The sequence below is a fragment of the Streptomyces sp. NPDC092952 genome, assembly GCF_044754785.1.
Lineage (GTDB): Bacteria > Actinomycetota > Actinomycetes > Streptomycetales > Streptomycetaceae > Streptomyces.
On sequence record NZ_JBIVPT010000004.1, the window covers coordinates 241,338 to 265,198 of the forward strand.

Consider the following 23,861-nt stretch of genomic DNA (forward strand, 5'->3'; position numbering starts at 1 on the left):
GCCTCCAGGGCGCGGCCTCCGGACCGTTGAGGAGGCGCGATGGAATTCCGGTTGCTCGGCAGGGTGGGAGTCATCAGCGGGGCGGGAGAGCTCCAGCCGGGGCCCGCCAAACGGCGCGGCGTGCTCGCCGCACTGCTCCTCAAGGCCAACTCCCCCGTGTCCGTCGACCGGTTGATCGGCACCCTCTGGGACACGGCGCCACCCGTCCACGCCCGTACGGTCGTCCAGGGCCATGTCTCGCGGCTGCGGGCCCTGTTGAACGCGGCCGGGGCCGGGGAGCACGGGGTGCGCCTGCTGACCCGGGGCCCGTCGTACGTGTTCGAGGTGCCGGAGACGCTGCTCGACACGTACCGCTTCGAACGGCTGGTCCGGCGCGGCAGGTCCCGGCTGCGGCCCGCCGACACGGTGGCCGACCTCACCGAGGCGCTGGCCCTGTGGCACGGTCCGGCGCTCGACGGCACCGCCCCCAGCAGCACGCTGCGGGCCGCCGCGCAGGCCCTGGAGGAGGACCGGCTGGCGGCCGTGGAGACCCTGGCGGAGGGCTACGGCCGGCTCGGGGACGCGGCGGGCGCCGTGGCGGTGCTCCAGGCGGAGGCGGAGGCGCACCCGCTGCGCGAATCGCTGGCCGGGGCGCTGGTCGGGGCGCTGCACCGGGCGGGGCGCCGGTCGGACGCGCTCGACCACTACCACCGCACCCGCCGTCTGCTCGCCGCCGAGCTGGGCGTCGACCCGGGCGCCGGGCTGCGCAGGGAGCACGAAACGGTCCTGCGCGCGTCGGGGAAGGCGGTCGAGAGGCGGCGTTCCGGAGCGGCGGAGCCGGTCGCGCCCGGGGAGGGCGGCGCGGTGCCCCGGCTGCTGCCACGCGGGATACGGGGGTTCCTCGGCCGGGACGCGGAGCTGGCCGAGCTGGACCGGGCCGCCGGGGCCGGGGTCCCCGCGCTGGTCACGGGCGCCCCGGGGGTCGGCAAGAGCGCGCTCGCGCTCCACTGGGCGCACCACGCGCAGTCCCGCTACCCGGGCGGCACCCTCTACGCCGATCTCCGCGGCTTCGGCGGCGTTCCGGCCGAACCGGCTCAGGTCGTACGGGAGTTCCTGCTCGCGCTGGGGGTGCCCGCGCACGGGCTGCCCGAGTCCGCCGCCTGCGCCGCCGCCCTGTACCGGGAGCTGACCGGGCGGCGCGCGCTCCTGGTCGTGCTGGACGACGCGCGCGGCTCCGACCAGGTCCGCCCGCTGCTGCCCGCCGGGACCGGCTCGGCCGTCCTGGTCACCTCGCGCCTCCGGCTCGGCGGGCTGGCCGTCGAGGAACTGGCCCGGCCGGTGCGGGTCGACGCCCTCGCCCCGGCGCCCGCCGCCGACCTGCTCGCGGCGGCGGTCGGCGAGGACCGGGTGGCAGCCGAGCCCGGGGCGGCGGAGCGGCTCGCCCGGCTCTGCGACGGGCTGCCGCTCGCGCTGCGCATCGCGGCGGCCCAGCTCGCGGCCAGACCGCACTGGCAGCTCGCCGATCTGGCCGCCGAACTCGCGGACGAGCAGCGGCGGTTGGCCCTGCTCTCGCTGGACGACGCGCAGGAGTCGGGGGTCGCGGCGGTGCTCCGGAGCACGGTGCGGGGGCTGGCGCCCGAGGCGGTGCGGCTCTTCGCCCTGCTCGGGGTGGTGCCCGGCCCCGATCTGGACCGGTACGCCGCCGCCGCGCTGCTCGGCCGGCCGGCCGCCGTGGCCGCCGAGGCGCTGGACCGGCTCGCGGGGGCCCATCTGGTGACCGAGCACGCCCCCGGCCGCTACTCCCCGCCCGACCTGGTCCGGCTGTACGCACGCGGCCTGACCGCCGATGACGGGGCGCTGCTGCGGCTGCTGGACGGCTACGCGGCGACCGCTCTCGCCGCGTCCCTCGCCGCCGAGCCGGGCGACAAACCCTGCTGCGCCCTGCCCGCGACGGCCGTGGCGGACCTCCCGGTACGGAGGTTCGCGGACCGGGACGCGGCCCTGCGCTGGTACGCGGCAGAGTGCGACAACCTGGCCGCCGCGGTCACCGCCGCACGGGCGGCGGGCCACGAGGACCGGGCCTGGCGGCTGGCCGTGCTCCAGTGGCCCTACGTGGTGTGGAGCGTCCGGGACGGCTGGGTACCGCTGCTCGAACAGGCCCTGGCGGCGAGCAGTCGGGTCGGCGACCCGGACGCGGAGTCCCGGGTCCGGGCGCTGCTGGGGTGGGTGCTGACCCGGGAGGGGCGGCTCTCCGAGGCGCTGGCCCATCTGGAGGCGGCGCCCGCCCTCGCGGCCCGCGCGCACGATCCGTCGAGCGAGGCGATCGCCCTGATCAACCTGGCGGTCGCCCTGGACACGGACGGGATCACCGACACCTCCCTGCGCCATGTCACCCGGGCGGTCCGCCTCGCCCGCGAGGCCGACGACGTACTCACCGAACTCCTGGCGCTCCAGCACCGCACGTACCAGCTCCTGACCCGGGGGGACGTCGCGGCGGCGGAGAGCTGCACGGCGTACGCGCTGGCGCTCGACGACCAGGGGGTGACGACCGGGCTGGGCGTGATGCGCCGGGCCACCCTGCGGCTGAGCCGGGGCGAGGCGCTGCTCGCGCTCGGCGAGCGGGAGGCGGCGGAGCGGTGCGTGCGCCAGGCGCTCGCGGAAGCCACCCGGCAGGGGTTCCAGGAGGGGGTGAACCGGGCCAGGTACCAACTCGCCCGCCTGAAGGGGACGGTGGCCCCGCAGACGCGGCCCGGTGGCGACAACCGGTCCGTTTTGTCTCCCTGACCGAATGGGCCTGCAGCTTGTGGACGGGTTCCCGGAGGACCTCCGGCGGGTTATTCGGCGGGGGTTGGTCCTGGTTTGCCACCCCCTCTCAACCGGGCTGCACGTTCAGGACGGATCGACCGTATGGTCCCGGTGCCGCCGGGACGGCAGTCTCTTCATCAGAAGGAAGGGGCCACCGGAGAATCCCGGAGGAACCCGAACCGAAACGATCCGGACCGACCGGGACCGGAGCCGATCGAGATGTGGGGAGACACGACATGCGCAACGTGATCCGAGTGGTGGCAGTGGCTGCGGCGACGGCTTTCGTCCTGGGCGGCGCGAGCGCCTCCTACGCGGCGGAGGGCGCGGCGACGAGGGCCGCCCCGGTCTCGACCCTCTCGGTCTCCCCGCTCTCGGTCACCTCGCCGGCCTCGCCCGAGGGTGACGAGACCGGCTGGGGCGAGCAGAGCTGCACCGTCCGGCCCCTGCCGGCCGGTTGCCCGGTCCAGTAGCCCCGGTCCGGTAGTCCCGGGCCCGCGGCCCGAACGCACCACGGTCCGCACCCGGCGAGGTCCGAACCCACCGCGGCCAGTGACCCGCGCGGCCCGCCCTCACGGCCCGTACCCGGCACCGCCCGTACGCCTGGAAGAACCCCGTTCGAGCCCATACCTCAGGGAGATGATCCTCGTGCACGCGTTTTCGAGCTCCGCCCACGACCCGTTCTTCGACCGCTTCTACGACCCCCGTCAGGACGAGGAGGGCGGTCCGGCCGCCGACGGCGCCCTTCCCTGGCCCGACATGGGACCGGAGCAGGTCGTGGTGCTGTGACCGGCACGGCACCCGCCCCCGCGCTTCCGTGAACCGCCCGTCCCCCCGACCGGTCCGGCCCCTTCGCCCCGCGGCCCCCTGATCCGGCAGCCGGCCGACGGCTTCCCGGCCCGCCGATCCGCGTCGCGCTTCGCGGTCTCCCGCGCCTTCGCGGTCCGCTGCGGCCCTCACGCGAGCCCTCGCGTCCCTTCGTCTTCGTGACGCCTCACGGTCTTTCGCGGACTCCGTGACGCCTCACGGTCCCCGCGGACCCCCCGTGACTTCTCACGGCCCCCCGCGGCTCCTCACGCGGCGAGTCCCCCGCCTGTCCGGGCAGCCCGCTCCAGCACCCCGCCGCGCCCCTTCCTTCCGCACCCCGCCCTGTCCGCCCCGCCACGCCCCGGCCGACCGGTGGTCCCGTCACGCCGCCGCGCCCCGGCGCACTCCGAGGAGAATCCCGTGGAGAGAATCAACCACCTCGCCTACTGCCGGGCGGACGAGCCGTTCTACGAGAGCAACGACACCGCCCGCACCGGTTCGCCGTTCCCCGCCACCGAGCGCCCCGCACCGCCCGGCTGGCGCCGCGCCGAAAGCAGCGTCTGGCTCTACGTGCACCCCGAGCACGTGCAACTGCCCGCCCAGGGGTGGAAGATCCACGTCTCCGCCACGGCCTCCGACGCCGCCGAGGTCATCGACACGGTCTGGGACTACTGCGTGCCCCGCTCGCTGTCCTTCAAGTTCCTGCCGCACCCGCAGGTGCACCGCGCCATGAACGCGAAGTACGCCCCCCGGGGCAGCAGCGGCAAGCTCATCACCCTCTACCCGGCCGACGAGGCAGAGCTGAAGCGCACCCTCGACGACCTCGACCAGCTGCTCGCCGGGCGCCCCGGACCGTACATCCTCAGCGACCTGCGCTGGCGGGAGGGCCCCCTCTACCTGCGCTACGGCGGATTCGCCCGCCGCGAGTGCCTGACCGAGAACGGGGACCGGAGCCCCGCCGTCTGCCGCCCGGACGGGGTACTGGTGCCTGACGAACGCACCCCGGTCTTCCAGGTCCCCGACTGGGCACCGGTGCCCGACTTCGTCGCCGCTCAGATCGACGCCCGCGCCGCGGCCCAGGACGAACCGTCCTTCCCGTACACGGTGGAACGGGCCCTGCACTACTCCAACGGCGGGGGCGTCTACCTCGCCACCGACGACAGGACCGGCCGCCAGGTGGTGCTGCGCGAGGCCCGGCCGCTCGCCGGGCTGGACGGCGCGGGGGACGACGCGGTCACCCGGCTGCACCGCGAGGCCGCCACCCTGAGCCGTCTCGCCCACCTGGACTGCGTGCCCGAACTGCTCGGCACGTTCACCGCCTGGGAGCACCACTTCCTGGTCCAGGAGTACATCGAGGGCCAGACCCTCCAGCGCTTCACCTCCACCACCAACCCGCTGATCAGGCCGCACACCGACGCCGAACAGCGCAAGGAGTACGCGGACCGGGTACGGGACGTCCTCGACCAGCTGGAACACATCCTGGAAGCCGTCCACGCCACCGGAACCGTATTCGGCGACCTGAGCCCCAACAACGTGATGATCCGCCCCGACGGGCGCGTCGCACTGGTCGACTTCGAGATCTCCTACCGCCCCGACGCCGGCGAGGCCGTGCCCAGCATCGGCACCCCCGGGTACGTCGCCAAGCACGCCACCGGCTTCGACCGCGACCGCTACGCCCTGGACTGCCTGCGGCTCTCGCTGTTCATGCCGCTCACCATGACCCTGGAACTGGACCCGGCCCGCGCCGGACAGCTCGCCGAGGCGGCCACCCGGCTCTTCGACCTGCCACAGACGTTGACGGACCGGATACGCACCGGCCTCACCCCACCGGGCGTCACCGCCCGCACCGACCGCTCGATCGCGGAGCTCTTCGCCGCCACCGCCGCCGACCCCGCCTCGGAGCCCGCCCGCGAGCTGGAGAAACGCCTGGTCACCGCGATCCGGTCGGCCGCCACCCCCGAACGCACCGACCGGCTCTTCCCCGGCGACCCCGCCGCGCTGCACGACGGCGGCTACACCCTGGCGCATGGCGCCGCCGGCGTCCTCTACGCCCTGGCCGCCACCGGCCACCCCACCGACCCCGAGCACCACGAGTGGCTCTGGCAGGCCACCCATCGCGCCGCCGACCCACGCCCCGGCCTGTACGACGGGCTGCACGGCGCGGCCCACGCCCTGCATCTGGTCGGCCGCACCGGGCAAGCCCTGGAGGTGCTCGACCGGGCCATCGACCTCACCGGCGACGCCACCCCGGTCGGCCTGCACGACGGACTGGCCGGAATCGGCCTCAACCTGAGGTACTTCGCCCGCGCCCTGGACGAACCCGGCCTGCACGCCCACGTCCTGGGCACCGGCGACCGCCTCGCTGCCCGCCTCGCCACCATCACCCGCACCCCCGCCCGCAGCGCCGGACTGCTGCGCGGCTGGAGCGGCCCCGCCCTGTTCTTCGTCAGCCTGTACGAGGACACCGGCGAGGAGCGCTATCTCGGCCTGGCCCGCCAGGCCCTCCAACTCGACCTGGACCACTGCCACGAGACCGACTCGGCGCTCAACCTCAACGACGGCACGCGGCTCCTGCCGTACCTCGGGCAGGGCAGTGCCGGAATCGCCCTCGCGCTCAGCTCCTACCTGCGCCACCGGCCCGACGAGCAGCTCGCCACCACGCTCGAATCCCTGCACACCGCGACGGAGTTGAGCTTCACCGTCCAGAGCGGGCTGTTCGCCGGAAGGGCCGGGCTGGCCGCCGCGCTGGCCCACAACCGCGCCGCCGAGGACGATCCGGGGCTCGCGGCGGCCCTCACCGGGCACGTCCGCGACCTCGCCTGGCACGCACTGGACCACGAGGGCGGCATCGCCACCACCGGCGACCAGAACATGCGCCTGTCCGTGGACCTGGCCACCGGCACCGCGGGCATCCTGCACACCCTGCACACCGTGTCCGGCCGGCTCCCGGCCCTGCCCCTCCTGGACCGGCCCGGCGCCCCGGCCCCCGCACCACGGGCCACCGTGTCCGCCGCGGCCCCGCACGGCAGTGCCCCGCACGGCACCACGCCCACCGAGGACCCGCACAGCGTCTGGGCCTGCGACGGCACTGAAGCATCCTCCTGACCCGTACCACCGAAGCCCCACCGACCGACCCCACCGAAGGAGACGGAAGACGGATGAACACCGTCCTCGCCCTGCAGGGATTCGCCGCCCATGACCCCCCGGGCGGTGGCGGAGGCCCGCTCGAACTCACCGCCGTACACAGCTCCATGAGCTTCAACTGCGCCTCCGACAACACCGACGAATAGCCGAAAGAAAACAAAGGAGAAAACCATGGACAAGGTCCTCAAGCTCCAGAACCTCGAACTCCCCGAGGGCCCGCAGAAGGACGGCGTGGCCGACGGCTACAGCTCCCTCAGCGTCGCCTTCTGCACCAGCGCCTACGAGTAGGCCGAAAACCCGGCGCACCGAACCACCCCACCGAAGAAATCAACCGACCACGAAGGAGAAAACCATGAACGCGATCCTTGAGCTCCAGAACCTCGAACTCCCCGAGGGCCCGAACGAGGACGGCGTGGCCGACGGCCTCAGCTCGATCAGCCTGGCCTTCTGCACCGGCGGGGGCGGCGGAACCGCCACCGACGTCTGAGAAACACAGCCGAGCCGCCAGCCACCGACCAGGGAGAAATCATGAACGACATCCTCGCTCTGCAGGACATGACGCCTCGGAACGGCATGTCCGAGGGATACGAGGCCGGGGCCTGTTCTTCCGCCCTCAGCGCCATCAGCGCCCACTGGATGTGCCTGACCCACGAGATCTGAGAAATCCCTGACCGATCGAACCCCCAGAAGGAGAACGGACATGGACAAGATCCTCGCCCTGCAGAACGTCACCCCCCAGGACGGCCCGTCCGACGGCGACGCCCTCGTCAGCACCATGAGCCTGCTGATCGCCTGCCGCACCACCACAGAGGTCTAGAAAGCCCCGCCCGATCGAACGTCCGGAAGGAGACCGCAGATGAACAGGATCCTCGCTCTGCAGAACGTCACCCCTCAGGACGGCCCGTCCGACGACGACGCTTTCCCCCGCAGCATCTTGAGCACGATCAGCTGCCCCACCACCAGCGCGGAGCTGTAGGGACCGCCCGATCAAGCATCCAGAAGGAGACCGGAAATGAACAAGATCCTCGCTCTGCAGAACGTCACCCCCCAGAACGGCCCGTCCGACGAAGAGGCGTTCCCCGGCACCAGCTCCATCAGCGGAATCAACATCTGCGGCACCGGCGGAATCGACTGATACCTCGCCGTCCGACCGATCAGGAATCCGGAAGGAGACCGGAAGTGAACAAGATCCTGGCCCTGCAGGACCTGGCTCCCCAGAACGGCCCCGATGAGGGGGAGACCAACATCACCTCGCAGATCACCAGCGCGCTCAGCATGACGAACCGGTGCACCTCCACGATCGACTGACGACGGAGAACCCTCCACGTCATCGAGAGAGCCGGAGCCGATCCGGCCGGAGGCCGGGTGGGGGCGGACCGATCGGTCCGCCCCCACCCGCCGTTCTTCCCCTCGTCCGTTCTCCCGGAAATCCATCGCCACCTCTCCAGAAAGGAGGAATTCCATGTCGCATCCCGTACCTCTTTCGAAGAACCGGAATTTCCGGCTGCTGTGGAGCGCGAACGCGCTCTCCACCCTGGGTTCGCAGGCCGCCTTCATCGCGCTGCCGCTCCTGGTCCTGTCACTCACCGGGTCGGTCACCGACTTCGGTCTCGTCCTGTTCGTCGAGTCCGTCGTCTCGGTGGCGGCGGGCCTTCCCGCCGGCATCGTGGTGGACCGGGTCGACCGCAGGAAGGTGATGCTGGTCTGCGACGGTCTGCGCGCCCTGATCAGCGCCGTGTTCGTGGTCGCGATGGTCACCGACCGGGTGTCGCTCACGCTGATCATCGCCGCGGGCACCCTGACCGGGATCTCGTCCAGCCCCTTCGGCCCGGCCGCGAGCGCGATGCTGCGTTCCGTCGTGCCGCCCGGGCAACTGGTCTCCGCGTACGCGATCAACCAGGCCCGCAACTCCGCCATCGTGCTCGCGGGCCCGCTGATCGGAGCCGCGCTCTACGGGGTCTCCCCCACGCTTCCCTTCCTGGTCGACGCGGTCAGCTATCTGGCCTCCGCCGCCTGCGTGCTGGGCCTGCGCCCGCCCGAGCGCCCGAGCCCCGCCGCGGACCGGGCCGACGCTCCGTTCCCCCGGTGGCGGAGCGACCTCACCACCGGACTGCGCTTCATCCGTGCCAGCCCCTTCCTGCGCTACACCCTGGTCAACGGCACCTTGATGAACTTCGCGCTCTCCGCGGTGGTGGTCGTCCTGATCGCCGTCCACTCCGGTGCCGGGTCCACCCCCATGAGCACCGGCCTGCTCGTCGCGGTCTCCGGTGCGGGCAATCTGCTCGGCGCCGCCCTCGCCCCACGTCTGAACCAGCTCCTCAGCCCCCGTCGCCTGGTGCTGGCGGTGAGCTGGAGCACCGCCGTACTCGTCCCCGCGATGGCCGCCGACGACGCGATCTGGTGGACGCTGCTGCTGATCGGCGGGGCGAGCGTGGCCACCCCGGCGGCGAACATCGCCCTGTCCGCGGCGGCAGCCCACACGATCCCCCACCACCTCCAGGGGCGCGTGCAGTCGACCGGCGCGCTGCTGCCCGCCGTGGTGTCCCCGCTCGGCCCGGTCGTCGCCGGTCTGCTGACCGACCGGCTCTCGGCCCCCACCGCCCTGCTGCTGTTCGGCGGGGCGCTTCTCGTCCTGGCCTGCTTCAGCACCGTCAGCCGCGGCCTGCACCTCATCCCCGATCTGCGCCGTCCCACCGCCGAGGAGCCGTCCGGCTCCGCCACGGACGACCGCGTACCCCAGCAGGTGCCGTGATGGACCGTTCCCCGCTCCTCGTCCCGGACCACGAGTTCCGGCTCCCCAACGGGCTGCACGTCGTCCTGTCCGAGGACCACCTCAATCCGGTGGCCGCCGTGTGCGTCTGGTACCACGTGGGCTCCCGCGACGAGCGGCCCGGCCGCACCGGGCTGGCCCACCTCTTCGAGCACCTGATGTTCCAGGGGTCCGCCCAGGTCCCCGGCAACGGCCACTTCGAGGCCGTACAGGCGGGCGGTGGCCAGCCCAACGGGACCACCGGTTTCGAGCGCACCAACTACTTCGAGACGGTCCCCGCCCACCAGTTGGAACTCACCCTGTGGCTGGAGGCCGACCGGATGGGCAGCCTCCTGGACGCCCTGACCGAACAGGCCCTGGACAACCAGCGCGCCGTGGTGAAGAACGAGCGCCGCCAGCGGTACGACAACGTCCCCTACGGCACGGTGTGGGAGCACCTGATGGCGATGCTCCACCCGCCGACGCACCCGTACCACCACATGCCGATCGGTTCCATGGCCGATCTGGACGCGGCCACCCTCGACGACGCCCGCGCCTTCTTCCGCACCCACTACGCCCCGTCCAACGCGGTGCTCGCGGTGGTCGGCGACATCGACCCGGTGCGGACCCGGGCCTGGGTGGAGAAGTACTTCGGTTCGCTGCCGGACTGCCCCACCGCCGGCGGCGGCACCGAAACCGCCGTACGCGGGCCGCTGCCCGATCCGGTCCCCGGGGAGCGGCGGGCCGTGCTGCGCCACCCCGTCCCGTCGGCCGCGCTGATGTGCGCGTACCGGATGCCCGTGGACGGCACCCGGGAGGCCGACGCGGCCGAGGTCGCGCTGGCGGTGCTCGGCGCGGGCGAGTCCAGCCGGCTCGCCACCCGGCTCGTCCTGGACGACCAGAACGCCCTGAAGGTGTCCATGGGGCTGATGCGGTTCGCGCACGCGCCCTCGCTCGGCTGGCTGGACATCAAGGCGTCCGGCCGGGGCGACCTGCCCGCCGTCGAGGCGGCACTGGACGAGGAGATCGCCCGGTTCGCCGCCGAGGGCCCCACCAAGGACGAACTCGACCGGGCCCGGGCCCACTTGAGCCGCAAGCACCTGGACGCCTCCGCCACCGTCGGCGGCCGGGCCGACCTGCTGTGCCGGTACGCCACCTTCTTCGGGACCGCCGCCGGGGCGGCCGGTTCCCTGCCCCGGCTGCTGGACGTCACCGCCGCCGAGGCACGGGCCGCCGCCGCGCACCTGGACCCCGCCAACCGCTCCGTACTCCTCTACGAACCCCCGCCCAGGAACCACACACCGGGCGCGGGCCCGCGCCCGGAACCGGCCCCGGATCCCTCTCCCGCCACCGCACCGACCGGAAGGACGGCCGACCGATGATCCCCGCCACCGCTCCGGCACCGCCGCCGCCCCGGATGACCTTCCACCCGCGCCCGGTGCCGCCCCCGGCACCGCGCTGGCGGCCGCCCGCGGCCCGCACCGACGTCCTGCCCAACGGCCTGCGGGTGGTCCACCTGCACCGGCCCGGACAGCAGGTGATCGCCCTCGAGATCCTGCTGGACGCCCCGCTGGAGGCCGAGCCCCGCGACGTGGAGGGGGTCGCCACCCTGACCGCCCGCGCCCTGTGCCGGGGACCCGCCGCCACCGACAGCCGGACCTTCGCGGCCCGGGTCGAGTCCTGCGGCGCCACCCTCCAGGCGCACGCCACCGCCGACGGCATCCGGCTCGCCTGCCAGGTCCCGGCCCCCGCCCTGCCCCGCCTCCTGGACCTGCTCACCGAGACCCTCCGCGAACCCGCCTTCACCCCGTACGAGATCGACCGGCTGGTCCGTCAACGGCTCGACGAGATCCGCCACGAGCACGCCGGACCCGCCCGGCTCGCCGCCCTCACCCTCTACCGGCGCCTCTTCCTCGCCCGGCACCGCGCCTCCCGCCCGCCCAAGGGCAGCGCCGCCACCGTGCCGGGCATCGACAGCCGCGCCGTACGCGCCTTCCACGACGCCCACGCCCGGCCCGCCACCGCCGCCGTCGTGCTGGTCGGCGACTTCACCGGGTTCGACGTGCCCCGGCTCGTCGGAGACACCCTCGGCCGCTGGGACCGTCCCCCCGCCCCGCCCAGCCGCCCCCCGGCCCCGCTGCTGACCGACCGCCCCGGAATCGTGCTGGTCGACCGGCCCGGATCGGTCCAGACCCATCTGCTGATCGGCCGCGTCGGCGTCGACCGGCACTCGCCCCGGTGGCCCGCCCAGTCCGTGGCGCTGCACTGCCTCGGCGGGCCCCTCACCTCGCGGCTCGACCGGAGTCTGCGCGAGGAGAAGGGCTACACCTACGGCATCAGCGCCTTCGCGGCCCCGCTGCGCTCCGGCGCACTGATCGCCATCAGCGGATCGGTCGAGACCGGGGTCACCGCCGACGCCGTCGCCCGGATCGCCGCCACCGTCCAGGACGCCTCCCGCGGTCTCACCGAGGAGGAGCACACGGCCGCCCGGCTCGGCCTGAAGGGGATCACGCCCGCGCAGTTCCTCACTTCCGCCACCACCGCGCGCGTCCTGGCCGACACGGTGGCGGAACGGCTGCCCGACACGTACCTCCCGACGCTGCACGACCGTCTGGACGCCGTGACCGCGCACGACGCCACCCGGGCGCTGGGCACCGCGCTGCCGGCCGGGCGGCTGGTCACCGTCGCGGTCGGGGACGCCTCACTGATCCACCGGCCGTTGCGGGAACTGGGGCCGGTCACCGTCACGGAGTGACCGCCGGTACGGCGGACGCCCCCGCTCCGAGGTGGAGCCCGTGGGCATGGATGAGGACCCCGGCCTGGGTCCGGCTGCGGGCGCCCAGTTGCTCCATGAGTTCGGAGATGTGGCGACGGCAGGTGCGCAGGGAGAGGCCCAGGCGGCGGGCGATCACCTCGTCCTTGAGGCCGTCCGCGAGCAGGACGGCCAGGGTGCGCTTGATGTCCTCGGTGACCGCGCGGGCGGCCGCTGGCCCGCTGAGGTACGGGGTCGCGCGGCTCCAGGACTGCTCGAAGGCGTCGTACAGGAAGGCCACCGCGGAGGGCTGGCGGATCACCACGGCCCCCCGCGGGCTGGTGCGGTCGGGGATGAACGCGACACACTGGTCCACGATGATCATCTGGCCGAAGAGTTCGTCGAGGGTGCGGATCTGCGACCCGGCCGCGCTGGCGGCACGGACGTAGTCCTGGGTGGGCTGGTGGAAGCGGGCCGGGTGCTGGTAGACGCACCGGACGCGGATGCCGCGCTCCAGCAGGGCCAGGTCCCGGGGCAGGGCGTCGGCCAGGATCTCCGCGGGCCGTCCGCCGCCGGGCTGGAAGGACACCACCTCGGTCCGGCACTGCGCCACGGAGGCGCTGATCGCGCCGCGGGCCGCGTGCACGTCCGGCAGGATCTCCAGCACCTCGGCGGCGGCGGGCCGTTGGTGGGCCTGGGGCAGCGGGAGTCCTTCGAGGGCGGCGCGCCGGGCCGCGACCCGGCCCTCGCACAGCCGTAGTTCGGCCTGGGCCTCGCGCAGTCCGGCCTCCTGGGGGCCGAGCAGGGTGGCGATGGCGTGGTGCGGGGTGACCGCCTCCCAGACCCCGTCGTCGGCCCCGGGGCGCAGGAGGTGCCAGGCCCGCAGGGTGGCCAGGGAGGCGGCGTGCAGGTCCGGGGAGAGCCCGGCGGCCGGGGTCCGGTCGGACAGGCCGTACTCCAGGGCGTGCTGGTAGAGGGCCACGGCTTCGTGGCCGAGCGGGGGGAGATCGGATGAGGCCGGAAGCGTGGTGCGTTCGGGCATGGATTCTTCCTCTCCGGATGGTCCGTCTCGGGCGTGGGCGCCCGTCCTCGGCCCGTCGGGCCGCGAGCGGTGCCGTGGACGCGGGCCGACCCCATGGACGTGGTCTACGTGTACGCCATGGACACGGCCGGGGCGGCCGGCGTCAGGGCGACGGCCGTAACGGAATGGCGGCTCGCGTGCGGGCCGGTCGTCCCCCGGAGACCTGGACCAGCCGCGCCGGCCCCGTGCCGGGCGCGGACTGGATCGGTACGTAGGCGCGCATCGGGTTCTCCCGGCCTCCGGCGGTCGCGCGGCCCGACGGGCCGCATGGTGGACGGGATTGTCGCAGCGGCCGCCAACGCTTCGCTGACCACCGGCTAACGCCCCTTCTCCCCGGCGTTAGGGCCTGCCCGGCGGATCCTCATGGATCAGGAGACCTCGACCCCGTCCGCCACCTCCGGCGCGGCGGGCGCCGTGAGTCCCGCGCGTTCGGCGAGGGCGCCGCCCTGGAAGCGGCTCGTGGCGCCCAGCTCCTCCAGCAACTCCGCGATGTGCCGTCGGCAGGTGCGCAGCGACATGCCCATCCGCCGGGCGATCACCTCGTCCTTGGCACCTTCGGCCAGCAGCCCCACCAGGGCGCGCCGCAGGCTGTCGCCGACCTCCTTGTACGCGGCCCCGCTGGTGCCCCGGAAGGGCGTCGCCCCGGACCAGTGCTGCTCGAAGGAGCGGCAGAGGTAGGCCACCACGTCGGGGTCCCGCACCAGCACCGCGCCCTCGCCCGAGCCCCCGTTCGACCGCATCGGCAGGAAGGCCACGGCCCGGTCGAACACCACGGCCCGGTCCGGCAGTTCGGCGGCCGTACGGTACTCGGCACCGGCGGCGGTGAGCCGTTCCACGTACCCCTGGGTGGCCAGGCTGGTGCGGGCCGAGTGCTGGTAGAGGGTGCGCATCCGCACGCCCCGGTCGAGCATCGCCAGGTCCCGGTCGATGGCGCCGCCGAGGTGGCGGGGCGAGCGGCCGCCGCCGGGCTGGATGGTGAACACCTCGTCCCAGCAACGTGCCGACTCCTCCGTGAGCATCGCCGAGGCGGCCGCCAGGTCGGGCAGTACGGTGACGCCCTCCTCGCCGCGCCGGGCCCGCCGGGCGGCCCGGTACTGCGGCATCAGCGAGCGCAGTTCGTCGCGTACCGCCTGGACGTGCGCCGCCGCCCGCGCCAGTTCCGCCTCCCGGGGGCCGACCACCTCGGCCGCCGCGGTGTCCGGGCTGACCGGGATCAGCTGGTCGGGGTTGCCCGGGGCCGGTCTGAGCAGGCGCAGGGCCAGCAGGGAGCGGCAGGCCCGCTCGACCTCCTCCGGGGCCAGGCCGAGCCCCGGCGGCACGTCGGGGCTCCGCCGCTCGACACCGCCCAGCGACAGCGCGTGCTCGAAGACCGCGACGGTCGCCGGGTCGAGGCGCGGCAGTTCGCCGAAATTTGTCCCTGTAGTCATGTTCTTCCCCGCAATGCGGCCCTGCTACTTCCGTGCCATGCAGGGTATTGCCAGCCGGGATCGCTGGACCGGGAGGGCGTCGGAGGATGAACTTCTGACGTCCGGCCGAAGCCCCCTTCAGCTGCGACAACCGGCGGCGAACCCGTCCCACGCGGTGCTCGCCGCCACCACACTCCCGATCCAGGAGCCGCGCCCATGTCCTCAGCCGTCCGCAGTCTTCTCGTTCTCACGGCGCTGTTCGCCGCCGGCGTCGCCGCCGTGGTGGCCGGTCCCGCGGACCACGGGCACGGCGCGGACCCGGCCGGCACGGTCGCGGCGTCCCTCGCCGACACCAGCTGGGGCGACGGCTACACCCCGCCCCGGCAGTAGACCCCGCGCCCTTCCTTCCGCCCGTCCACGACTTGCGAGGTCGATCCGCGTGTCAGCACTGCCCGAGGCCGCCGGACCGCCGGACCGGGAAGGTTCCCACCGGGAAGGTCCCCGCCCCGAACGACCGGAGGACCTCGCGCTCCTCCCCGGTCTGGTACGCGCCGCCATCGCCCGGCACGCGCCGGGGGCGGAGCACGAATGGCGCCTCGACCAGGCCGCGTTCTGGTGCCACGCGGTCCCCGAGGGCCCGGCCCCGCGCGAGCAGGGCTGGAAGCTGCACGTCTCGGCCACCCCGCTCGCCGCGCCGCTGACGCTGGCCAGGGCCGCCGAGGTGCTGGTCGCCCACCGGTGCCGGTTCAAGTTCGCGGGGAGCCCGGCCCGGGTCACCGAGCTGGTCTCGGGGCGCTTCGCGCGCGGCGGGTCCGGCAAGTTCATCACCGTCTACCCGGCGGACGACGAGCAGTTCCGGCTGCTGGCCGAGGAACTGCACCGGGCCACCGTCGGCCTGCCCGGCCCCGCCGTCCTCTCCGACCGGCGCTACCGCCCCGACAGCCAGGTCTTCTACCGGTACGGGGTGTTCTCCGCCCCCCGACGGCTCGCCCCCGACGGCACGTACGTCCCGCTCCTCACCGACCCCGAGGGGCGGCCGGTGGCCGACGAGCGCAACGCCTGGTACAGCCCGCCGGCCTGGGCGGGCGACCCGTTCCCCGACCGCCCGGCCGCCCCGGTCCGCACCACCGCCACGGCGAAGCCCGTGCTGCTGAACGGGCGTTACCTCGTACGGGGCGCGATCCAGCACTCCAACAAGGGCGGGGTGTTCCGGGCGGAGGACACCCGGACCGGGGAGCAGGTCGTCGTCAAGCAGGCCCGCGCCCATGTGGGCGCCGGGGTGGAGGGTCTCGACGTACGGGACCTGCTGCGCCGGGAAGCGGCACTGCTGGAACGTTTCTCCGAAGCCGCCCCGGCCCCCGACCAGACCCCGGACCGGACTGCTTCCCCGGCCCCGGAGCTCCCTCCGGCGCCCCGCGTCGTCGAGGTGTTCGAGCAGCAGGGCAGTGTCCTGATGGCGGTGGAGTCGGTACCGGGCGCCACGCTGCGCCGCACCGTCGCCCAACGGCTCGTCGGGGGCGGCGCCGCCTGCCCGGACATGGAGACGGCCGCGTCCCTGGTCGGGCAGCTCGTCGGGCTGGTCGCCGCCGCCCACGGACTGGGCGTCACCCTGCACGACTTCAACCCCAACAACATCATGGTCACCCCCCAGGGGCGGCTGCTCCTGATCGACCTGGAGATGGCGGCGCCGGAGGGCGAGCGCTGGATCCTCGGCTCGACCCCGGGCTACGCCGCCCCGGAGCTGCGGGCCGCCGGGCAGGTGGCGCCCGCGCTGGGGCCGTCCGTCGACCTGTTCGCCCTGGGCGCGACCGTGCTGCACGCGCTGAGCGGCGCCGATCCGCTGTTCGCCCCGGACCGGCCCCGGGCGGCGGCCCGCCCCGGCGAGGAGCGCATGGCCCGGCTCGTCGAACTCCTCGGCCGCGACCGGCCGGTGGTGCGCGCGTACGCCCCGCTGGTCCTCGGGCTGACCCGGGACGATCCCGTCGGCCGCTGGACCCTGGAGCGGGCCCGCGCCTTCCGCCCGGCCCCGCCGGAGAGCGCCCCCGCCGGCGCAGCGGACCGTACGGACCGGCCCGAGGACGTCCGCGAACGCCTCCTGCACGACGGCCTCGCCCACCTCCTGGCCACCATGCGCCCCGACGACCCCGAACGGCTCTGGCCCTCGGACCGCTTCGGCGAGACCTGCGACCCGGTCGCCCTCCAGCACGGCTCGGCGGGCGGGGTGGCGGTCCTCGCCCGGGCGCTGCGGCACGGCGCCGGATCCGATCCGGCGGCGCTGCGCGAGGGTCTGCGCACCGCCGCGCACTGGACCGCGGACCGGCAGGACGCGCTCCCCGGCGACCTGCCCGGCCTGCACTTCGGCCGGTCCGGCACGGCCTGGGCGCTGCTCGACGCCGCCCGGGCGCTGGACGACGGCGACCTCGCCGAACGCGCCGTGAAGACGGCCCTGGAGCTGCCCGTACGGTGGCCGAGCCCGGATGTGACGCACGGAGCGGCGGGGGCGGGCCTGGCCCAGCTGCACTTCTGGCACACCACCGGGGACGAGCGCTTCCTCGACCGGGCCGCCCGGATCGCGGACGGACTGCTCGACGCGGCGCGGCGCACCCCCGAGGGCGTCTTCTGGCCGGTGCCCGAGGACTACGGCACGGCGCTGGCGGGCTCCTGGCACTACGGCTTCGCGCACGGCGTGGCCGGGGTCGGCACCTTCCTGCTCCGGGCGGCCGGGGCCACCGGCGACGAGCGATTCCGCACCGTGGCCGCGGAGGCCGGCCGGACCCTGGCGACGGCCGCCCGCGGCGGTCCGGCCGGGACGCTCTGGCCCGTCGACCGCGCCCGGCACCTCTCCGACTCGCCGGACCTCGCCCGGCACTGGTGCAGCGGCTCGTCCGGCGCGGGAACCTTCCTGGTCCGGCTCTGGGCGGCCGGGGACGGCCGGGACGCCACCCTGCGCTCCCTGGCCGAGGGCGCGGCCGAGGCGGTCCTGGCGGGCCGGGTGACCGACTCCCCCGCCACCTGCCACGGGCTGACCGGCAACGCCGAACTCCTCCTGGACATGGCCGGGCTGACCGGTGAGGAGCGGTACCGCGCCGACGCCGAACTGCTCGTCGAGCACCTGGCCGCCCAGGCCGTCCTGCGCGACGGCCGCCTCCTGGTGCCCGACGAGAACCGCCGCACCGTCCTCGCCGAGTACGCCACCGGCCTCGCCGGAAGCCTCTCGCTGCTGCTGCGCCTGCGGTACGGCGGACCCCGCGCCTGGCTCCCCGAGGGAGACCGCGCCACCCCCTGAGTCGTCCGGCGGCCACCCGGCCACCGGCATCGGGTCCCCACGGACCCGGCCCCACCGATCGAAGGAGACCGACATGATGGAGCACGACATCGACGCCCTGCAGCTCCTCCCCGAGGACCTGCGTGCCGAGGACAGCCGGGGCGAGGAGCACGCCGCCGCGCTGATCACCGCCTGCAACATCCACACCAGCGGCTGCTGACGAGACGTCACAGCGCACCTCGGGGTACCGGCGTCCCAGGCCGGTGCCCCGGGACGTCCGTCACCCGGGCCTCCCCGGGCCGGGTGACGGACACCGCGCGGGCCCGGGGCGTCCCCGCGGCCCACGCGGTCCCGTCGCCTACGAGGTCGCGTTCCGGAGCGCGCCCGCGCCCCGGGCCGGATCGACCTCGGTACGGGCGATGACGGTGGGGACCGCGATCCCCGGCAGCAGCAGGCGCCACATGCGGACCACGCGGTCTGCCAGGTCCGCGCGCCCCTCGCTCGCGACGGCCGAGTAGGTCTGCATCCCCGTACAGGACTCCACCACGAACTCGGCCAGCTCCGCCGGTTCGATGCCCGACAGGAGCTCCCCCTTCTCCACCGCCACCTCCAGGCAGTCGGCCATGATGCGGCTCCAGTCCTGGTACGGCGTGCTGTCGCGCAGGCCGAACGCGCCCTGCTCGCCGGTGAGCCGGACACCGGCCCGCAGAAGGACGTCCGTCCGGAGCCGGTGGGCCCAGACGAGAGTGATGTCGACCAGGCGCTGAAGACCCTCGGACGAGAGCTGCGGGACTATCGACTCCGGCTGCGCGTTCATGACGGCACGCGCGAGGTCTTCCTTCGACTTGAAGTGGAAGTACAGCGCACCGGCCGTGAGACCGGCCTCCGCGAGGATGCGGTTGATGCTCGCACCGGCGAAACCCGACTGGTCGAAGACGACCGCCGCGGCCCGGAGGATCTCCTTGCGGGTCTGGACGGCTCTCTCCTGCTTCGGTCGCTGCGCCACGGTACGTACCTCCTGAAAGAAACAGAACATTCACTATGTTAGGCAAGGCGAGCAGTGCCGCCAAGCCTGAACGAGGCGACAGGCTCCAGCAGGAGCCATCTCGCGGGACCACCGACAAATCCACGCGAAACAAGAACATTTACCCTTCCGAGCAACCCGCCTCCCTCCAGTCGACACCAGAGAATCACTGGAAAAACAAAGCGAATGTTCTGTACTGTTCCCGGCGCTGGAAGTGATCCGGCCTCCGGGGCGCGCCCATCGGGCGCCGCCCGCCGCATTGCAGAGAAACGGGGAAGTCCGTGAAAGTAGCGGTGGTTGGAGCCGGCGGCATCGGCGGCTACTTCGGTGGCCGTCTCGCCGCGGCCGGACATGACGTCCGGTTCATCGCCCGGGGACGCCACCTGGAGGCCCTCCGACGCGACGGACTCACCGTCGAGGGTCCGGCGACCCCTGCGGGCCCGGCGGGCGGCGCGTCCGCAGACTCCTCCGGCGGCCTCCCCGGAGGCTTCTCCGTTCCGGCGAAGGCGCTGCGCGCGACCGCCGACCCCGCCGGGGCCGGACCGGCCGACGTCGTACTCCTCGGCGTCAAGACCTGGCAACTCCCGTCCGCGCTCCCCCTGCTGAAGCCTCTGATGAAGGACGGCACGGCAGTCCTCACCACGCAGAACGGGGTCGAGGCGCCCGCCGAGGTCGCCGGGGCCGTCGGCAGGGACGCGGTGCTGCCGGGCAGCGCGAAGATCATCGCGTACCTGGAGGGGCCCGGCCGGATCCGCCACGTCGGCGGGCCCGGTTCCCTGACCTTCGGCGAGTGGGACAACCGCCCCTCGGAGCGGGTCGAGGCGCTGCGCCAGGCACTGGACGGAGCCGGGGCGACGGCGGTGGTACCGGAGGACATCTGGGCCGAGCTCTGGGCCAAATTCCTGTTCGTGGCCCCGCTCGGCGGCCTCGGCGCGGTGACCGACGCGCCGATCGGCGCGCTCCGGTCCCGGCCGGGCACCCGGCGCCTGCTCGCGGACGCGATGACCGAGGTCCAGCAGGTGGCGCGGGCCACCGGCACCGTCCTGCCCGAGGACATCGTCGCGACCACCCTCGACTTCGTCGACCGGCAGCCCGCCGAGGGCACCTCGTCGCTGCAACGCGACATCGCCGCGGGCCTCCCCTCCGAACTGGAGGCGTGGACGGGCGCGGTGGTCCGCCTCGGCGCCGTCCACTCCGTCCCGACCCCGGTCAACGGCTTCCTCCACGAGGTCCTCGGCCTGCGCGAGGCACGCGCGGCCGAGCGGCGCACGGAAGCGGGTACGGCATGACCTCCCCGGCCGGATCCACCGGACCCGCCGGACCCATCGGAACCACGGCGGTCGACGCGCCGGACGAGCCGGGCGGCCGGCTCGCGGCGGTGCACCCGGAGGGGCCGCCGTACGACGTCGCCCGGACAGGGCCCGTCGGGCCGGATCCTCGGACGCTGCTTCCGCCGTCCCGGGCATCACGGGCGCACGAGCCGTTCGAAGGCCGGGGCACCATCGTCAAGACGCCGCCGACGCCATGAGTACCGACATCCGAACGGGTGCGCCGGCACGCCCCGGCAAGGACGCCGGGGCGGCCGCCGCCACGGGCCGGAAGGGCATCGGCGTGGTCCCGGCCCCGGCGCTCATGCTCGTCGGCATGGTCAGCACCCAGCTGGGCGCGGCCTTCGCCAAGCAGCTCTTCGGCACCGTCGGCCCGGCGACGATCACGCTGATGCGGCTCGGCTTCGCGGCCCTCGTACTGCTGCTGTGGTGGCGCCCCTCCGTCCGTCTGGACCGGCGTACGGCGGGCGCCGTGGCGGCGCTCGGCGTGGCCATCGCGGGCATGAACATCTGCTTCTACCTGGCCATGGCCCGGATGCCGGTCGGGGTGGCACTGACCATCGGCATGGCGGGCCCGCTCGCGGTCGCCGGCCTGTCCTCGCGCCGGGCGGCGGACCGGCTGTGGATCGTGCTCGCGGCCCTCGGCATCGCGCTCCTCGGCTGGCAGGGCGGCGCGGCGGGCCTCACCGGCCTGCTGATCGCGCTGGCCTGCGCCGTCTTCTGGGGCTCGTACGTACCGCTGTCGGCCCGGGTCGGGGCGGTGCTGCCGGGCGGCGGCGGGCTCGCGCTCGCCATGGCCTTCGGCACGCTGTGCTCCCTGCCGGCCGGTCTGGCCGAGGGCGCCGGCTCACTCGCCCGGCCCGAGGTCCTGGCCTTCGGCTTCGGCGTGGCGATGCTGTCCTCGCTCGTCCCGTACACCTGCGAGATGGAGACCCTGCGCCGGGTCTCCGCCACGGTCTTCGGGGTGCTGCTCAGCCTCGAACCGGCCATCGGCGCCCTGGTCGCCCTCGCCGTGCTGCGGGAGACCCTCTCCCCGGCCCAGGTCGCGGGTCTGGCCGCGGTCGTCGCGGCCTCGATCGGCGTCATCCGGGCCATGGCCAGGTAGAAGCAGACGCTCAGGCCGGCGATGGACCCGCTGGCCGCCCGGTTCGGCACTCCGGTGCGCGGGACCATCGCCGCCCACAACGGCACCGACGCCGCTGCCCGGCAACCGCGTGCGACGACTCGCACCGACTGTCAGAGGCCGCTTCTATCGTGCGGGAAGCAGTGCAAGAAGCAGTGCGGGAAGCAGCCCTGGAGAGGGGCAACGATGGGATTCTCGGGTGAGTTGGTCTTCGGTCGCAGCGAGCGTCCCCTGCTCGAAGCCCCGGTCTTCGGCGGAGCGCAGGCGGACGGCGCGGGCGGCACAACCGCCTGGTGGCCGAGGCCCGGTGGGTGGCAGACGTCGCAGTTCCACCACGAGGCCTCACCGGCCGAGCCGGAGGAGATCCTGCGAGCCGTGGTCGAGTGGACCGGAGCTCCAGCGTGCGTGGCGTCCGTGCAGGACAGCAGCGTCGCGCTGGTCCGGGGCCTGACCCCCGGAGGTGACCAGTGGGACGCGTGGCTGAATCTGACGATCGCCGCAGAGATGTCGGACCGTCCGCTGTCCGAGATGGACGCCTACGTGCCAGGCGACGCCAGTCGTGCCCTCGCCTGGGCCCAGGCCGCAGGGGTCGGCCAGGGTGTGGACGTGACCACGATCGAGGAAGTCCTGCGGTCTCACGAGGATTTCGCGGAGGAGCTCTTCGGCACGCTTCTGGATCGCTTGGGCTTCCCTGCGGCGTCCGATCCTGCGGCGGAAGGCTGAGCGAGGATCCTCCCCGTCCCGCCGACGGCCGTGTGAGGCGGGGCTGAACCGCGGGCAGACACCCTGAGCCGAGCTGAAGCCCGTGGCCGCCGAGCGACTGTCCCACTTTCTCGAATTCGAGCAGAACGCCGATACCCGTGGAACCGTCCACCCGCCATGCCCGGCGGCCGGACCGCCGCCTTCCATAACAACGAAAATCCCGCCCGATCTTTCGATCGGACGGGATATCCGTATGTGCGGTGGACCTGTGGGGATTTGAACCCCAGACCCCCTCGATGCGAACGAGGTGCGCTACCAGACTGCGCCACAGGCCCTTGCAACGAGTGAAACTCTAGCACCCCCTGCGCGATGTACAAAAATCCGGTCCGCGCTGGTCAGCCGAGGCGACTCACTCGTTGGCGGCCCGTGGGCGTTCGCCGTCCTCGTACTGGTCGAAGAGCGGGGTCCGGCCCCGGTCGCGGGTGCGGCGGGACTGGGCCGGGCGGCGGCGGGGGGCCTGGTCGGCGGGGGGCTCCACGGGGTGCGAGGTGCCCGTCTGGCTCGGCTCGGCGGAGCTGGAGCGGGCGGCGCTCCAGGTCTCCGGGTTGCCGACCTCGACGCCGCCGGTGGCGCGCGGGGCGACCGGGGCGGTGACGTACGTCGGCAGTGGGACCGGGACCGGCTCCCAGCTGTCGCCCTGGGCCGGGCCGCGCTGGCGCTGCTGGTCGACCCACTCCGCGTGGTCCGTCTGCTCGACCAGGGCGCGGCGGCCGGCCTCCTGCGGGGAGACCTCGGGCACGGGCTCCGGCTCGGGGCGGCGCACCTCGGGCTCCTCCTCCGGCTCGACCGCGGACGGGCCGGCCGGCTGGTGCCTGCGGGTGCGGTTCTCGCGCAGGTGCTGCGCGGCCACCTCGGCCCGGCGCCGGTCCATGGTGAAGGCGAACCGGTGCCGCTCCTGGGCCCGCAGATGCACGATGTACGAGCTCAGCAGCACCGCCGGGACCGCGGGGGCCCACAGGAAGTGGATGCCGCCGACCGCCGCGACGACCGCGCCGAGGGTGAAGGCCAGGAAGAGGACGACGGTGGTCCGCCGACGCCGCGCGAGGACCTGGAGGCGCTGGGCGCGGCGGGCGCGCTCGGCCTCCGTGCCGCCGCCCGGCCGGGGACGGGCAGGCCGCACGGGGGCCTGCGCCCGGGGCTGCTGGGCCGATGCCTGGGCCGGGACCGGTGCCTGGGCCGGATCGTGCGCCCGGTCACCGGTGCGCGTCTCGGGCGCGGCGAAGGCCCGGACGTCCACGGAATCCAGTCGGTCCGTGGCGACGTCCGGGTCGGCTTCGTCGGGCCCGGGCTCCTCGGCCGTGCGTCCCCGCAGGTCCTTGGCGTACCGGCGCTCCATCGCCGCCCGTCCGGACAGCAGCCGGATGGCCGTGCTGAAGCGTTCCGTCGGACGGGCTTCGTTGAGCTCGTCCTGCCTGCGGAGCCACATCGGCACCAAGTAGGCGGCCCAGGCCCCGACGATGACTGCGTAAATGAGGCCGCTGCTGCTCACGTCTCACACCGTAGAGGGGTTTGCGCGGGGGGATCCGCCAATTGGGCCGGTGTGTCGCACGATCCGGGTGATATCACAAACGTTTTTTGTGTTTGTTCAGATCATTCCTGGACGTTTGCCCCTGCGGTGTCGCTCGAACGAAGGAGAAAT

23 protein-coding genes and 1 tRNA gene are annotated in these 23,861 nt (G+C 74.0%); 19 read left to right on the forward strand and 5 right to left on the reverse strand.

The window, feature by feature from the left end:
* The first annotated feature begins 39 nt into the window (after positions 1–39).
* The 13 genes from ACIQGQ_RS12115 to ACIQGQ_RS12175 all read left to right on the forward strand — a co-directional run bounded on the left by ACIQGQ_RS12115 (position 40) and on the right by ACIQGQ_RS12175 (position 12,236).
* Entirely contained in the window at positions 40–2,763 is a 2,724-nt protein-coding gene (locus ACIQGQ_RS12115) for a BTAD domain-containing putative transcriptional regulator (RefSeq protein ID WP_402393980.1), read from the forward strand.
* Positions 2,764–3,020: 257 nt separating this feature from the next.
* Complete coding sequence (locus ACIQGQ_RS12120; protein WP_402393983.1) at positions 3,021–3,254, forward strand: hypothetical protein; 234 nt, start codon at positions 3,021–3,023, stop codon at positions 3,252–3,254.
* A 175-nt stretch (positions 3,255–3,429) separates the two neighbouring features.
* On the forward strand, positions 3,430–3,570 hold the full coding sequence (locus tag ACIQGQ_RS12125) for a hypothetical protein (protein WP_376683981.1): 141 nt from the start codon (positions 3,430–3,432) through the stop codon (positions 3,568–3,570).
* Positions 3,571–4,008: 438 nt separating this feature from the next.
* Positions 4,009–6,693, forward strand: a complete 2,685-nt coding sequence (gene lanKC / locus ACIQGQ_RS12130; RefSeq protein ID WP_402393986.1) for a class III lanthionine synthetase LanKC — start codon at positions 4,009–4,011, stop codon at positions 6,691–6,693.
* A gap of 53 nt (positions 6,694–6,746) precedes the next feature.
* Positions 6,747–6,878 carry a hypothetical protein gene (locus ACIQGQ_RS12135; RefSeq protein WP_402393989.1) on the forward strand — a complete coding sequence of 44 codons (132 nt, stop codon included), beginning with the start codon at positions 6,747–6,749 and terminating at the stop codon, positions 6,876–6,878.
* A gap of 25 nt (positions 6,879–6,903) precedes the next feature.
* Positions 6,904–7,020: a SapB/AmfS family lanthipeptide gene (locus ACIQGQ_RS12140; RefSeq protein ID WP_402393991.1), complete on the forward strand. Its 117-nt coding sequence runs from the start codon at positions 6,904–6,906 to the stop codon at positions 7,018–7,020.
* Between the two features lie 64 nt (positions 7,021–7,084).
* Entirely contained in the window at positions 7,085–7,219 is a 135-nt protein-coding gene (locus tag ACIQGQ_RS12145; RefSeq protein ID WP_402393994.1) for a SapB/AmfS family lanthipeptide, read from the forward strand.
* A 41-nt stretch (positions 7,220–7,260) separates the two neighbouring features.
* Entirely contained in the window at positions 7,261–7,392 is a 132-nt protein-coding gene (locus ACIQGQ_RS12150; protein ID WP_402393997.1) for a hypothetical protein, read from the forward strand.
* Positions 7,393–7,744: 352 nt separating this feature from the next.
* A complete protein-coding gene (locus ACIQGQ_RS12155) occupies positions 7,745–7,867 on the forward strand; it encodes a hypothetical protein (RefSeq protein ID WP_402394000.1) in 123 nt (40 codons plus the stop codon).
* Between the two features lie 44 nt (positions 7,868–7,911).
* Entirely contained in the window at positions 7,912–8,040 is a 129-nt protein-coding gene (locus ACIQGQ_RS12160) for a class III lanthipeptide (RefSeq protein ID WP_402394002.1), read from the forward strand.
* A gap of 154 nt (positions 8,041–8,194) precedes the next feature.
* Positions 8,195–9,484 carry an MFS transporter gene (locus ACIQGQ_RS12165; protein ID WP_402394004.1) on the forward strand — a complete coding sequence of 430 codons (1,290 nt, stop codon included), beginning with the start codon at positions 8,195–8,197 and terminating at the stop codon, positions 9,482–9,484.
* Positions 9,484–10,863 carry a M16 family metallopeptidase gene (locus ACIQGQ_RS12170; RefSeq protein ID WP_402394007.1) on the forward strand — a complete coding sequence of 460 codons (1,380 nt, stop codon included), beginning with the start codon at positions 9,484–9,486 and terminating at the stop codon, positions 10,861–10,863. The genes ACIQGQ_RS12165 and ACIQGQ_RS12170 overlap by 1 nt, the downstream gene beginning before the upstream one ends.
* Positions 10,860–12,236: a M16 family metallopeptidase gene (locus ACIQGQ_RS12175; RefSeq protein WP_402394009.1), complete on the forward strand. Its 1,377-nt coding sequence runs from the start codon at positions 10,860–10,862 to the stop codon at positions 12,234–12,236. The genes ACIQGQ_RS12170 and ACIQGQ_RS12175 overlap by 4 nt, the downstream gene beginning before the upstream one ends.
* On the opposite strand, the gene ACIQGQ_RS12180 is transcribed toward ACIQGQ_RS12175, so the two are convergent.
* Complete coding sequence (locus ACIQGQ_RS12180) at positions 12,226–13,275, reverse strand: LuxR C-terminal-related transcriptional regulator (protein WP_402394012.1); 1,050 nt, start codon at positions 13,273–13,275, stop codon at positions 12,226–12,228. The two genes, ACIQGQ_RS12175 and ACIQGQ_RS12180, sit on opposite strands and share 11 nt — an antisense overlap.
* Before the next feature lie 407 nt (positions 13,276–13,682).
* Positions 13,683–14,741 (reverse strand): hypothetical protein, encoded by a 1,059-nt coding sequence (locus tag ACIQGQ_RS12185; protein ID WP_402394014.1) that lies wholly within the window; start codon positions 14,739–14,741, stop codon positions 13,683–13,685.
* Positions 14,742–14,936: 195 nt separating this feature from the next.
* Here ACIQGQ_RS12185 and ACIQGQ_RS12190 point away from each other — a divergent pair, with 195 nt between their 5' ends.
* The 3 genes from ACIQGQ_RS12190 (at position 14,937) to ACIQGQ_RS12200 (ending at position 18,205) form a co-directional block, all read left to right on the forward strand.
* Positions 14,937–15,110: a hypothetical protein gene (locus ACIQGQ_RS12190; protein WP_402394017.1), complete on the forward strand. Its 174-nt coding sequence runs from the start codon at positions 14,937–14,939 to the stop codon at positions 15,108–15,110.
* A gap of 49 nt (positions 15,111–15,159) precedes the next feature.
* Entirely contained in the window at positions 15,160–18,006 is a 2,847-nt protein-coding gene (lanL, locus tag ACIQGQ_RS12195; protein ID WP_402394020.1) for a class IV lanthionine synthetase LanL, read from the forward strand.
* A 73-nt stretch (positions 18,007–18,079) separates the two neighbouring features.
* Complete coding sequence (locus ACIQGQ_RS12200; protein WP_352278210.1) at positions 18,080–18,205, forward strand: ALQxL family class IV lanthipeptide; 126 nt, start codon at positions 18,080–18,082, stop codon at positions 18,203–18,205.
* Positions 18,206–18,343: 138 nt separating this feature from the next.
* Here the strand turns inward: ACIQGQ_RS12200 and ACIQGQ_RS12205 are convergent, their stop codons facing one another.
* Positions 18,344–19,021: a ScbR family autoregulator-binding transcription factor gene (locus ACIQGQ_RS12205; protein ID WP_402394023.1), complete on the reverse strand. Its 678-nt coding sequence runs from the start codon at positions 19,019–19,021 to the stop codon at positions 18,344–18,346.
* Positions 19,022–19,302: 281 nt separating this feature from the next.
* Here ACIQGQ_RS12205 and ACIQGQ_RS12210 point away from each other — a divergent pair, with 281 nt between their 5' ends.
* The 3 genes from ACIQGQ_RS12210 to ACIQGQ_RS12220 all read left to right on the forward strand — a co-directional run bounded on the left by ACIQGQ_RS12210 (position 19,303) and on the right by ACIQGQ_RS12220 (position 22,183).
* Positions 19,303–20,298, forward strand: a complete 996-nt coding sequence (locus ACIQGQ_RS12210; RefSeq protein ID WP_402394025.1) for a 2-dehydropantoate 2-reductase — start codon at positions 19,303–19,305, stop codon at positions 20,296–20,298.
* Positions 20,299–20,533: 235 nt separating this feature from the next.
* The gene (locus ACIQGQ_RS12215) at positions 20,534–21,442 is read left to right on the forward strand and encodes an EamA family transporter (protein WP_402394028.1); all 909 of its coding nucleotides are present in this window, start codon (positions 20,534–20,536) and stop codon (positions 21,440–21,442) included.
* 204 nt (positions 21,443–21,646) lie between these two features.
* Positions 21,647–22,183 carry a hypothetical protein gene (locus ACIQGQ_RS12220; protein WP_402394031.1) on the forward strand — a complete coding sequence of 179 codons (537 nt, stop codon included), beginning with the start codon at positions 21,647–21,649 and terminating at the stop codon, positions 22,181–22,183.
* Positions 22,184–22,423: 240 nt separating this feature from the next.
* Here ACIQGQ_RS12220 and ACIQGQ_RS12225 read toward each other — a convergent pair.
* Positions 22,424–22,497: transfer RNA gene (locus ACIQGQ_RS12225), tRNA-Ala, on the reverse strand.
* A gap of 74 nt (positions 22,498–22,571) precedes the next feature.
* Positions 22,572–23,711, reverse strand: a complete 1,140-nt coding sequence (gene glpR, locus ACIQGQ_RS12230) for a gephyrin-like molybdotransferase receptor GlpR (RefSeq protein ID WP_402394033.1) — start codon at positions 23,709–23,711, stop codon at positions 22,572–22,574.
* Positions 23,712–23,861 lie beyond the last annotated feature (150 nt).